Annotated in this window: 10 protein-coding genes; all 10 read left to right on the top strand. The window is 38.3% G+C overall.

Translation table 11 applies throughout. The features are described from left to right. Nucleotide 1 precedes the first annotated feature (1 nt). The 10 genes from P0Y49_16760 to P0Y49_16715 all read left to right on the top strand — a co-directional run bounded on the left by P0Y49_16760 (nt 2) and on the right by P0Y49_16715 (nt 13,237). On the top strand, nt 2-1,456 hold the full coding sequence (locus tag P0Y49_16760; GenBank protein WEK18442.1) for a UDP-N-acetylmuramoyl-L-alanyl-D-glutamate--2,6-diaminopimelate ligase: 1,455 nt from the start codon (nt 2-4) through the stop codon (nt 1,454-1,456). After that, nucleotides 1,456-2,706 (top strand): phospho-N-acetylmuramoyl-pentapeptide-transferase, encoded by a 1,251-nt coding sequence (mraY, locus tag P0Y49_16755; protein WEK18441.1) that lies wholly within the window; start codon nt 1,456-1,458, stop codon nt 2,704-2,706. The genes P0Y49_16760 and mraY overlap by 1 nt, the downstream gene beginning before the upstream one ends. Then, nucleotides 2,706-4,049, top strand: coding sequence for a UDP-N-acetylmuramoyl-L-alanine--D-glutamate ligase (murD, locus tag P0Y49_16750; GenBank protein ID WEK18440.1), 1,344 nt, complete (start codon nt 2,706-2,708; stop codon nt 4,047-4,049). The genes mraY and murD overlap by 1 nt, the downstream gene beginning before the upstream one ends. A 2-nt stretch (nt 4,050-4,051) precedes the next feature. Next, nucleotides 4,052-5,218 (top strand): FtsW/RodA/SpoVE family cell cycle protein, encoded by a 1,167-nt coding sequence (locus tag P0Y49_16745; GenBank protein WEK18439.1) that lies wholly within the window; start codon nt 4,052-4,054, stop codon nt 5,216-5,218. 55 nt (nt 5,219-5,273) lie between these two features. Next, a complete protein-coding gene (gene murG, locus P0Y49_16740; GenBank protein ID WEK18438.1) occupies nt 5,274-6,389 on the top strand; it encodes an undecaprenyldiphospho-muramoylpentapeptide beta-N-acetylglucosaminyltransferase in 1,116 nt (371 codons plus the stop codon). Next, on the top strand, nt 6,389-7,744 hold the full coding sequence (murC, locus tag P0Y49_16735) for a UDP-N-acetylmuramate--L-alanine ligase (GenBank protein ID WEK18437.1): 1,356 nt from the start codon (nt 6,389-6,391) through the stop codon (nt 7,742-7,744). Before murG ends, murC begins: the two co-directional genes overlap by 1 nt. Next, nucleotides 7,737-8,678, top strand: a complete 942-nt coding sequence (locus P0Y49_16730; GenBank protein ID WEK18436.1) for a cell division protein FtsQ — start codon at nt 7,737-7,739, stop codon at nt 8,676-8,678. The genes murC and P0Y49_16730 overlap by 8 nt, the downstream gene beginning before the upstream one ends. A 24-nt stretch (nt 8,679-8,702) precedes the next feature. Further along, on the top strand, nt 8,703-10,064 hold the full coding sequence (gene ftsA, locus P0Y49_16725; protein WEK18435.1) for a cell division protein FtsA: 1,362 nt from the start codon (nt 8,703-8,705) through the stop codon (nt 10,062-10,064). 129 nt (nt 10,065-10,193) lie between these two features. Next, complete coding sequence (gene ftsZ, locus P0Y49_16720) at nt 10,194-11,828, top strand: cell division protein FtsZ (protein ID WEK18434.1); 1,635 nt, start codon at nt 10,194-10,196, stop codon at nt 11,826-11,828. A gap of 167 nt (nt 11,829-11,995) precedes the next feature. Beyond that, entirely contained in the window at nt 11,996-13,237 is a 1,242-nt protein-coding gene (locus P0Y49_16715) for an aminotransferase class I/II-fold pyridoxal phosphate-dependent enzyme (protein ID WEK18433.1), read from the top strand. Nucleotides 13,238-13,282: the final 45 nt, after the last annotated feature.

Genomic DNA, 13,282 nt, shown 5'->3' with positions numbered 1-13,282 from the left:
GATGCAGCTGCAGGAAATTTTATATGGAATAACAATAACTAACCTGGTTGGGCAGACCAACAGGGAGGTGAGTGCTTTGGTATTTGATTCTCGTCAGGTGACTAAAGATGATGTGTTTTTTGCAATCAAAGGTACTTTGTCTGATGGACATGCTTACATTCGTAATGTAGTCAGTGCAGGTGTTTCAGTGGTGGTTTGTGAAGATATGCCGGAGGAAAAGATTGCTGATGTAACTTACATTCAGGTGGCCAACAGTTCGGTGGCGCTTGGTAAAATGGCTGCTAATTTTTATGGCAACCCATCGGCGAAACTACAACTAGTTGGTATTACAGGTACCAATGGCAAGACAACCATTGCAACGTTATTGTTTAAATTGTTTCGTGAGCTGGGCTATAAAGTTGGCCTGATTTCAACTGTTGATAATCACATTAATGAGCGGGTTATTCCGGCAACTCATACGACTCCAAATCCTATTGCATTAAATATGCTTTTGCAGGATATGGTTAATGCGGGTTGTGATTATTGCTTTATGGAAGTGAGTTCTCATGCTGTTGTTCAACATAGAATAGAAGGCTTAAGTTTTGCCGGTGGTGTGTTTTCGAATATTACGCATGACCACCTTGATTTTCATAAAACGTTTGATAATTATATCAAAGCGAAAAAAGCTTTTTTTGATGTGTTGCCGGCTTCTGCTTTTGCTTTAACCAATCTTGATGATAAGAATGGGATGGTTATGTTGCAGAACACTAAGGCTGTAAAAAAGACTTATGCATTAAAGCAGCTTGCTGATTTTAAAGCAAATATTATTGAAAATAGTTTTAATGGTTTGCATCTGAATATTGATCATGCTGATGTTTTCTTTAAGCTGGTTGGATCATTTAACGCCTATAATTTACTGGCGGTTTATGGTACTGCAATGTTGCTTGATCAGGATCAACTGACGGTATTAACTACCTTAACTAATTTAACTGGGGCTGAGGGTAGGTTTGATTATATGATCTCCAGAGGGATTATTGGAATTGTGGATTATGCACATACACCCGATGCCGTTCAGAATGTATTGAGTACAATACATGATATTAGAAAGGGAACGGAGCAGGTGATTACTATAATAGGTTGTGGAGGCGATAGGGATAAAACCAAACGTCCGATTATGGCTCAGGTGGCTTGTGATTGGAGTGATAAGGTAATTCTGACTTCGGACAACCCAAGGACTGAAAACCCGCAAACGATAGTAGAGGAGATGGAAAAGGGGGTTTCTCCAACAAATAGGCGCAAAACTTTGAGTATAGTAGATAGAAGAGAAGCAATTAAAACCGCTTGTCATTTGGCAAAGCCTGGGGATATTATTTTGCTTGCAGGTAAAGGACATGAGAAGTACCAGGAGATAAATGGGGTTAGGTATCATTTTGATGATAAAGAAGTGTTAATGGAACAATTAAACTTGATCAGCTAATGTTATATTATTTATTTGAATATCTGAGTCGACATTACGATTTTCCGGGATTGAGATTGTTTCAATACATCACTTTCCGTACCTCTCTGGCGGTTATTATTTCGCTTATCATAACTACTGTTTACGGCAGAAGACTTATCAATTATTTGCAGAAAATGCAGGTTGGTGAGACCGTAAGGAATCTGGGATTAGAGGGGCAAATGCAGAAACAAGGTACGCCAACGATGGGTGGTATCATGATTTTGCTTGGTATTTTAGTGCCAACCTTGTTGCTTGCCAACTTGACGAATGTGTATGTGATTTTGATGATCATCACCACCATCTGGATGGGGGCTGTAGGTTTCTTAGATGACTACATTAAGGTATTTAAGAAAAATAAAGAAGGATTAGCCGGCAGATTTAAAATTGTTGGACAGGTTGGACTTGGGTTAATTATTGGTTGTACCATGTACTATAATCCAAACATTGTGGTTAGGCAAACGGTTGACGAAGCTGGTATTTCTAAAGTTGCTACAGCTCCTATGGTTTTAAGACAAAAAGGAGAAAGCTTTTATTATACTCAGGATGTGAAATCTACTTTGACGAACGTTCCTTTTTATAAGAACAATGAATTTGACTATGCCAAAGTGCTTAAGTTTTTAGGTGATGGTTATGAAAAATATGCGGCATTGGTTTTTATTATTATCACTGTCATCATTATTACAGCAGTCTCTAATGGTGCAAATATTACCGACGGGATTGATGGTTTGGCAACGGGTACATCTGCGATTATAGGGATTACGCTTGGTTTACTGGCTTATGTGTCTGGTAACACAGTGATAGCTGATTACCTCAATATTATGTATATCCCGAATTCGGGTGAGTTGATGATTTTTGCGGGTGCTTTTGTTGGTGCTTGTGTAGGATTTTTATGGTACAATTCTTATCCGGCCCAGGTTTTTATGGGCGATACAGGAAGCCTGGCTATTGGTGGGATCATTGCGGCATTTGCCATTATGATCAGGAAGGAATTGCTGATCCCTGTTTTATGTGGAGTTTTCCTGATAGAGATTTTATCTGTAATGATTCAGGTATCTTATTTTAAATATACCAAGAAACGGTTTGGTGAAGGTAGGAGGATTTTTCTAATGTCTCCTTTGCATCATCACTATCAGAAAAAAGGGTACCATGAGGCTAAGATCGTAACCAGGTTTTGGATCATCAGCATATTACTTGCGATCATTACTATCATCACTTTAAAATTAAGATAATGGAAAAGCAAAGGATCGTAATTTTAGGTGGTGGTGAAAGTGGTGTAGGGGCAGCAATGCTTGCGCAGAAGAAAGGATTTGATGTCTTTTTGTCTGATTTTGGTGCAATTCCTACTCAGTATAAGGAAAAGTTGCAGGAGTTGAATGTTGCTTTTGAAGAGAACGTACATACACATGCAGAAATTCTCAAGGCGGTTGAGGTAATTAAAAGTCCGGGAATACCTCATACTGCAGGTATTATTAAAGAAATTAAAGCGAAGAAGATCCCGGTAATATCTGAAATTGAATTTGCCAAGCGCTATACCAATGCAAAAACAATTTGTATTACAGGTTCCAATGGTAAGACAACGACTACAATGTTGACTTATCATATTTTAAAGAATGCAGGGTTAAATGTTGGACTAGCCGGCAATATTGGGAATAGCTTTGCTGCTCTGGTAGCTACATCTGATTTTGATTGGTATGTATTGGAAATTTCCAGTTTCATGCTCGACGATATGCATGATTTTAAAGCTGATATAGCTGTCTTATTGAACATAACACCTGATCATTTAGATCGCTATGATTATAAATTGAGTAATTATGCTGCATCAAAAATGCGGATAACTCAAAACCAGACCAGTGGTGACATTTTTATCTACTGTGCTGATGATGATGAAACTTTAAAAGTATTGAAAAGTACTAAAGTGAATTCAAAGAAATATCCTTTTTCAATCAGGAAGAAAATTGAGGAGGGCGCGTACCTTGAAAGTGACAACATACACATCAATATAAACCTAAACGATCCATTAACCATGTCTATTACAGAATTAGCCCTGCAGGGAAAGCACAATATTTATAACTCTATGGCATCGGGCATAGTAGCTAAGGTATTAGATATTAGAAATAGTTCTATACGAGAAAGTATGGGCGATTTTAAAAATATTGAACATAGGTTAGAGCATGTGGCAAAGATTTCCGGGGTAGATTATATCAACGATTCTAAGGCTACCAATGTGAACTCTACCTGGTATGCATTGGAAAGTGTGAGTACTGATGTGATCTTAATCATGGGTGGAGTTGATAAAGGGAACGATTATGATATGCTAAAAGATATGGTGCGTCAAAAGGTTAGAGCCATAGTATGTTTAGGTAAAGATAACAAACGTATCCATGAGGCTTTTGAAGATGATGTAGAAATTATTGTAAATACATTTTCTGCTCATGAGGCGGTTCAGGTAGCTTATCATTTGGCTAAAAAAGGAAATACGGTATTGTTGTCTCCTGCATGTGCCAGTTTTGATTTGTTTAAGAACTACGAAGACCGTGGTAACCAATTTAAGGCAGCTGTTAAAGAATTGTAATTATGTTCGCAGTAAATAAGCTTTTAGATAAAACAAAAGGAGATCGCTGGATATGGCTGATCATTATACTTTTGTCGCTGATTTCCATACTTACCGTTTACAGTGCAACCGGAACTTATGCCTATAAGACGGGTAAAACTGTAGAAAAGATCTTGTTAACCAAGCACTTGATTTTTGTGGTAATGGGGATTGGTATGATCTATATTGCGCATTTGCTGGATTATAAATATTATGCAGGGATTTCTAAGGTGTTAATGATCATTACGATTCCCTTGTTGTTTTATACTGCTATTTTTGGTGCTAATATTAATGATGCATCGCGTTGGGTGAAGATTCCTTTAATTGGCTTAACGTTTCAGACTTCAGATTTAGCCAAAATTGCCTTGATTACTTTTTTGGCCAGGATGCTGACCAAAAAGCAAGAGAATATTAAAGATGTTAGGAAAGCATTTATACCTATCATGGGGTCTGTGTGTGTGGTGTTTGTGCTTATTGCCTGGGCCAACTTATCTACAGCAATCATGCTGTTTGGAGTAAGTATTTTGTTGCTGATTATTGGAAGGATCAGTATTAAACAGATTGGAATGGTGTGCGCAGGTGGAACGATATTGTTGCTGTTTATTGTGTTTTTAGGTCCCAGGGCGGCTACCTATAAATCGAGGGTGAATTCGTTTTTACATCCTGAGAAACAACATTCTGATAAGACTTATCAGGCAGATCAATCAAAAATTGCATTAGCAACCGGTGGTGTATTTGGCAAGGGGCCTGGGAATAGTACACAGCGTAACTTTTTACCACACCCTTACTCGGATTTTATTTTTGCAATTATAGTGGAAGAGTATGGATTGATGGGGGCTATGACAGTGATGTTATTGTATCTCGTGTTGCTCTACCGATGTGTGCGGATTGTAACTCAAAGTCCTAAGGCCTTTGGGGCTTTGCTGGCTGCAGGGCTAAGTTTTAGTCTTACCATACAGGCCTTTGCCAATATGGCTGTAGCTGTAGGTTTAGGACCTGTAACTGGTGTTCCATTGCCATTGGTAAGTATGGGTGGAACTTCGATGATATTTACAAGTATAGCTTTTGGTATTATATTGAGCGTAAGCAGAGATGTAGAAGAGCAGGGAAGCAAAAAGGTGATTGTAGGAGAAATTCCTGCTATGGCATAAGTGGATAAGGGATAAAAGAGCAAGGATAAAGGAGCAAGGATTAAAGAATAAAATAATGAGACCAACAAGGATAATTATTTCAGGAGGCGGTACTGGTGGACATATATTTCCAGCCATATCCATAGCTAATGCGCTTAGGCGTATGGAGCCTGGCTGTGAAATTTTATTTGTTGGAGCTACCGGTCGGATGGAAATGGAAAAAGTTCCAGCCGCAGGATATAAAATTATTGGTTTAAACATCAGCGGTATACAAAGAGGCTCTATTGCCAAGAATTTAAGTCTGCCATTTAAACTACTTGGTAGTGTACGCAAAGCCTTGGAGTTGATTGCTGATTTTAAACCTGATGTGGTTGTTGGAGTTGGTGGATATGCATCTGGTCCAATTCTGTTTGCGGCGTCGTTAAAGAAAGTTCCTTATTTGATTCAGGAGCAAAATTCTTATGCTGGTATTACCAATAAATGGCTGGGTAAAAAAGCAGCTAAGGTTTGCGTTGCATTTGATGGAATGGAGCAGTTTTTTCCTGCTGAAAGTTTGCTTAAAACAGGTAATCCGGTGCGGAAGGATGTAGTCGATATTTTGAATAAGCATCATGCAGGTGCTGAATTGTTAAAGCTTGACCCATTAAAGAAAACGATATTGGTAACCGGTGGAAGTTTAGGTGCCGGAACACTAAATAAGAGCATTGAAAAGCATATTCTTGATATTTTAGATGCAGATGTACAGTTGATCTGGCAGACCGGTAAATATTATTATAAAGGGATTGTTGAGCGTTTGGGGCTTGATTTTAATCCTAATGTCAGGATTCTTGAGTTTTTGAATAAAATGGATCTGGCCTATGCTGCTGCTGACGTAATTATTTCAAGAGCAGGTGCGGGAACGATAGCTGAATTGTGTCTGATTAAAAAGCCGGTTATACTGGTTCCTTCACCAAATGTGGCGGAAGATCATCAGACAAAGAATGCATTGGCATTGGTGAAAAATAATGCTGCGTTGATGATTGTGGATCAATCGGCAGAAGATACACTCGTAAAAGAGGCTTTAAGTTTATTGAACGATAAAGACAGAAGTTCGATTTACTCGGAAAATATAGGTAAGATGGCTTTGCCTGATGCTGATGAAGTAATTGCGAAGCAGGTGATGTTACTTGCAGGAAAGGAGGGCAACAGCTGATGGAATTGAGTAATATACAGCGTGTCTATTTTGTAGGTATTGGTGGTATTGGCATGAGTGCTATTGCCCGTTATTTTGCTAAACGCAAATGTGTGGTTTGCGGATATGATAAAACGCGTACTCAGCTGACTATTGCATTGGAGCAAGAGGGTATTTTAGTATCGTACATGGATGATGAAGCGGTATTACCGGTTTCTTTTCATGATAAGAATGAGGATACGTTAATTGTGTATACGCCTGCGATTCCAAAAGATGCTCAAATCTTAAATTATTTTAAGCAGAATGGTTTTGTTTTAAAGAAGCGTTCGGAGGTGTTGGGAATTATTAGTAAGGGGCAGTTTTGTATTGCAGTTGCTGGTACACATGGTAAAACAACTACTTCATCAATTGTAGCACATGTTTTAATATCAAGTGGTTACGGTTGTACCGCCTTTTTAGGAGGCATAGCTTCAAATTATAATACTAATTTCCTTCTCGGAGAGAACAATGTAGTCGTTGTAGAAGCTGATGAATATGATCGTTCTTTCTTAACGCTTCATCCGGATATATCGGTGGTTACCTCAATGGACGCTGATCATTTGGATATTTATGGCGATGCAAGTCACTTGCAGGAGTCGTTCAGGATGTTTGCCGCGCAATTGAAGCCGGGTGGGACATTATTTGTTAAGAATGGTCTTCCTTTATCAAATGGCATAAGCTATAGTGTTGGTTTGCCTTCTCAAGTGAAAGGACAAAATATAAGGGTTGAAGGTTCGAGATTTGTGTTTGATTATGTTGATTCGAATATTACCATAAGTAACATACATCTGATGTTACCAGGAAAGCATAATGTAGAAAATGCGGTAGCTGCAATTGCAGTTGCACTAAAACTGGGAATAGATCCGGAAAAAATTGTAGCAGCGATAGGTTCTTTTAAAGGGGTTAAAAGAAGATTTGAATATATAGTAAATACGCCGGAGCACATTTATATTGATGACTATGCGCATCATCCTGAAGAGCTTCGGGCATGCTTTGATGCTGTTAGACAATTGTATCCGGATAAAAAATTAACAGTCATCTTCCAGCCTCACTTGTTTACACGTACTCGTGATTTTGTGGATGAGTTTGCAAGAGTTTTAAGCACGGTTGATCATTTGCTGTTGCTGGAGATTTATCCTGCCCGGGAATTGCCTCTTCCGGGGGTGAATGCACAGTTATTGCTGGATAAAATCTCTCTGAGGGACAAAGAAATATGTCGGAAAGATTTGGTGCCGGAGTACATAAAAAACAATAAGCCAGAGTTACTTTTAACTGTTGGGGCTGGAGATATAGATACATTGATACAACCACTTAAAGCCATTTTGACTCATGCTTAAAAGGATCAATTGGAAACCGGTTTTTAAATGTTTTGCCTGGATTGTTTGTCTGAGCGGATTAGTTGTGTTGATGAGTTTTGTTGACGGCAAAAAGAAAAAACTGGTTTGTACCAATGTTAAAATTCTGATTCCGGGTGCTGATAATTTTATAGAACGGGAAGAGATTGATGCTATTTTAAAACAGAGTCAAGGTTCATTAATCGGTCAGAATTTGGCTGGTATTAATCTTCAGCGCATTGAGAAAAATATTATAGCTAATCCATATATCGCTTATGCTACGGTATATGCAGATATGAATGGGATAATCCAGATAGAAATTAAACAAAGGCAGCCTATTTTAAGAATGATTAATCTGGCAGGTCAGGACTACTATATAGATAGCAACGGATTAAAAATGCCCGTTTCACCTAATTTTACGGCAAATGTTTTGGCTGCAAATGGGGATATTATGGAACGTTTTAGTGGTAGAGTAGATACACTGAGTACTCAACTGGCTATAGATTTATATAAGGTAGCCTTATATGTTAAAAGGGATACGCTATGGGATGCACAAATTGAGCAGTTGTATATAAATAGTGCAAAAGATATAGAGTTGATTCCAAGGGTAGGAAATCAGCGCATCATTTTGGGTACAGCAGATTCATTGGAAACCAAGATGAGAAATCTACTTGCTTTTTATAAGAAAGCGATACCAAAGGTTGGCTGGAATACTTATAAAACCATTAATGTAAAATATACCAATCAAATTGTTTGTGAAAAGAATAAAATAGATTCTATAACCGGAGAGGTGATTAAGGATCGCATAATAGATACTGCAAAACAGAGCAGAAAACTCGTTGATTCTGTTGTCCGCAAACAAATTGTGGCAGACATACAGCAGGATGCGGGTAGTAAGAAAGAAAAAATTAAAACTGATACCAGGAAAAACAATTAATAAACTCAACAAATCAATATAGTTATGGGCAAAGAAAAATCTACCATTCAATCTCCAATAGTAGTCGGATTAGACATCGGTACTACTAAGATCTGTGTGATCGTTGGTCGCAGAACACAGCACGGAAAAATAGAAGTCTTAGGGATAGGGAAAGCGGAATCAGCAGGAGTTACCCGTGGGGTTGTTTCAAATATTCAGAAAACAGTACAAGGGATATCACAAGCTGTTGAATTGGCGAGTGGACAATCAAATGTTGAAATCCGCGTTGTGAATGTAGGTATTGCCGGACAGCATATCAAGAGTTTGCAGCATAGAGGTATTTTAACCCGACGTGAACTAAATAGTGAGATCGGGAAAAAAGATATCGATAAATTAATTGATGATATGTTTAAACTGGTTATGCCCCCAGGAGAAGAAATCATCCATGTTTTACCGCAGGAGTTTACAATCGACAATGAGCCGGGCGTGAAAGACCCGATTGGTATGGCTGGTGTACGCCTTGAAGCTAACTTTCATATCATTTCCGGTCAGGTAACTGCTGTAAAAAACATCATGAGGTGTGTAACCAATGCCGGGTTACAAACTCAGGAATTAATATTAGAACCCCTGGCTTCTTCAGAATCGGTGTTGAGCGACGAAGAAAAAGAAGCTGGTATTGCCCTGGTTGACATTGGTGGTGGTACCACAGATATTGCTATTTTCCATGAAGGTATCATCCGTCATACGGCCGTTATTCCGTTTGGTGGTAATAGTGTTACAGAGGATATCCGTGAAGGCTGTTCTGTAATGAGAAATCAGGCTGAACTATTAAAGACCCGCTTTGGATCGGCACTGGCTGAAGAAAATAAAGAAAATGAAATCATTTGTGTTCCCGGATTAAGAGGAAGGGAGCCTAAAGAGATTTCTGTTAAAAACCTTGCTTATGTAATCCAGGCCCGTATGGAAGAAATCATTGAGCATGTGTATTATGAAATCAAATCATCAGGTTACGAGAAAAAACTGATAGGTGGAGTGGTGATTACCGGTGGTGGTGCATTATTGAAACACCTTTCTCAACTGGTAGAGTATGTAACCGGTTTAGATTGCCGTGTAGGTTATCCAAATGAGCATTTGTCTAAATATGAAGACATGCCGAAAACCATTTATGATGATTTGAAAAGCCCTATGTATGCTACCAGTGTTGGTTTGTTGATTAAAGGTATCCAGAAGGCAGAAGAATTATTAGAAGAAATGAAACAGCCGGGTGTTTTTGTTGAAAAAGCCAAAGAGGTGAAAGAAAAGACCAAGCGTTCGGGCGGTGGATTATTTGATAAACTTCTTGCTAAAACAAAGGATTTCATCAAAGATGACATGAATGTGAGTGACGAAGATTATATAAAACCGTAATATTTTTCCACAATGAGTGATTTTTCCACATTGTCAACATTTGTGGAAAACGCCTGTTAAAAAAGTGTTAATATTACATAGAGAGATGAACAGGTAAAACGAATTTTTAAATAACTGATTCATAAAGATATGCAGTTCGAAATGTTAAAAGATAAGTCATCAATCATCAAGGTAATTGGTGTTGGTGGCGGTGGTGGTAATGCGGTAAACCATATGTACCGTCAAGGAATTACTGGTGTAGACTTTATTATTTGTAATACAGATGCCCAGGCTTTGGAGTTTAGTCCTATTCCTAATAAGGTTCAGTTGGGTGCCAGTCTTACCGAAGGTATGGGGGCAGGCTCAATTCCTGAAGTTGGGAAAAATTCGGCTATTGAGAATATAGACGACATCAAGCAGATGCTTGGAAGCACAACAAAAATGTTATTCATAACTGCGGGTATGGGTGGTGGAACCGGAACGGGTGCCAGTCCTATTATTGCCAAAGCAGCTAAAGAACTTGACATTTTAACAGTTGCCATAGTAACTACGCCTTTTGCTTTTGAAGGTAAGAGACGTAAGATGCAGGCAAATGATGGTTTGGATGAGCTGAAAAAATATGTTGATTCGTACTTAGTTATTTCTAATGATCGGTTGCGTGAAATTTTCGGTAACCTTACTTTAGGGTCTGCATTTTCTCAAGCTGATGATATTTTAACTACTGCCGCCAAAGGCATTGCAGAAATCATTACTGTTCCGGGATACATCAATGTGGATTTTAAAGATGTGCGTACTGTTATGAAAGATAGCGGTGTATCTATAATGGGTAGTTTTGCTTGTGATGGTGAGAACAGGGCACTGAATGCAGTTGAAGGTGCATTGGCGTCGCCATTATTAAAAGACAATGAAATAGAGGGAGCAAGATATATCTTGTTAAATATAAGTTCAGGTATACGTGAAGTAACGATGGACGAGGTAACTATTATTACAGATTACATTCAGGAAAAGGCAGGTCTTTCTGCTGATCTGATCTGGGGTAACTGTATTGATGAAAGCCTGGAAGACAAATTATCTGTTACTATTATAGCAACAGGTTTCCAAACCACTGAGCAGCGTGATGAAGAGAAAAAGAATGTAAAAAAGATTTCTTTGCTTACTCCTGAAGAAGCTCCATTGGTAAGACCAGTAGAACCTGTAAATTCATTTATAGAACCTAAAGCTCCGGTTTATTCGAACGAACCGGTGATGAAGGTCAAAGAAGAAATTAAACAATCAGATCTTTTTGCAGATTTGTTTAATCCAAACAAAAACAGGAATGCGGAAGAACCGGCAAATGTGATTGTTAGGCATACTTTACTTGAAGAGGAAACTCCAATCGAAGAAACCCCAAAGGATTCAGGATTTGAATTTGAAATTAAAGTTGCGGAAACTGATTTTGTGTTCGAAACCCCTGCAAAAGTATTTAACAATGACATCGTTCCACAAAGAGAAGAAATTCTTGAATCAGGAGCTGATGATGATAAAAATGATGAGTCGATTGAAGATCAATTAAAAAAATCTAAAGAAAGAATTCTTAGATTGAAAGATCTGAGCATGAAGCTTCGTACCAGTAATGGTTTGCAGGAACTTGAAAACGAGCCTGCATATAAACGTAAGCAAATGCAATTGCAGCAGGTTCAACATTCTTCAGAGTCTCAGGTTTCAAGATTTACCCTGAGTAATGATGAAGATGGATCTACTGAGATCAGACCAAATAACTCTTTCCTTCACGATAATGTTGATTAATTTAACCTAATCGGAATTGCAAAAAGCCTTAGCAAAAACTGCTAAGGCTTTTTGGTATCAATATATTATGCTTGTGTAAGTAATGCGTCATAGAATGTCAATTATTTTATATCAGGTATATTAAACATAACTTTGTAAAAAAATAATAACTTAAAATACATATAACATTGGATATTTTTGAAAAGATAGCGAAACACATGGGGCCGATTGGACAACATCACAAATGGTCGCATGGATATTTCTCATTTCCTAAATTAGAAGGCGATATAGCTCCCCACATGAATTTCCGTGGTAAAGAGCATTTGGTTTGGAGTTTGAATAATTATTTGGGTTTAGCCAATCACCCAGAGGTAAGAAAGGCAGATGCACAGGGTGCAGCAGATTTTGGTATGGCTTATCCTATGGGCGCCAGAATGATGTCTGGTAACTCTAAATACCACGAGCAATTAGAGCAGGAGCTTGCAGCTTTTGTAGGTAAGCCGGATGCATTTCTTTTAAACTTTGGTTATCAAGGTATGGTTTCTATTATCGATAGTTTGGTAGATAGAAACGATGTAATTGTATATGATGCGGAGTCGCATGCTTGTATTATAGATGGTTTACGTTTGCATATGGGTAAACGTTTTGTATATAAGCACAATGATATAGATAGTGCCCGTAAACAGCTGGAAAGAGCAACTAAGCTGGTAGAGCAAAGTGGCGGCGGTATACTGTTGATCACCGAAGGTGTTTTTGGAATGTCGGGTGCTCAAGGAAAGCTGAAAGAACTTGTTGATTTAAAAAAGGACTTCAATTTTCGCCTGTTAATTGATGATGCGCATGGCTTTGGTACTATGGGACCTACGGGTGCCGGTACACACGAAGCGCAGAACTGTATTGATGGGGTAGATGTTTATTTTGGTACTTTTGCAAAGTCAATGGCTGGGGTAGGTGCTTTCGTTGCTTCAACTGAAGAAATGACTAATTTTTTCAGGTATAACATGCGTTCTCAGACCTTTGCTAAGGCATTGCCAATGCCAATGGTTGTTGGGTTGTTGAAGCGTCTGGAATTGCTTAAAAATAATACTGAATTAAGAGAAAAATTATGGAATGTAGCTACTACTCTGCAAAAGGGGTTAAGAGACCGTGGTTTTGATTTGGGAGTTACTGACACAATGGTTACACCTGTTTTCTTAAAAGGTGAGTTGTTGGAAGCTACAGCATTGACTATGGATTTGCGTGAAAACTATGGTATATTCTGCTCGATTGTAGTTTATCCAGTGATCCCTAAGGGATTAATCGAATTGAGATTGATTCCTACTGCAGTTCACACTATGGAAGATGTACAGCGCACGCTGGATGCTTTCAGTGAAGTCTCTGAAAAATTGAAAAGCGGATATTATAAAGAAAATCAATTTTCTATAGCATAATATTTAATAAAACAAAAAACCTCCTTAATGAGTCATTAAGGAGGT

It is taken from the genome of Candidatus Pedobacter colombiensis (assembly GCA_029202485.1).
In the GTDB taxonomy this organism is placed as follows: domain Bacteria; phylum Bacteroidota; class Bacteroidia; order Sphingobacteriales; family Sphingobacteriaceae; genus Pedobacter; species Pedobacter colombiensis.
This window is presented reverse-complemented; position numbering and strand designations above follow the sequence as displayed.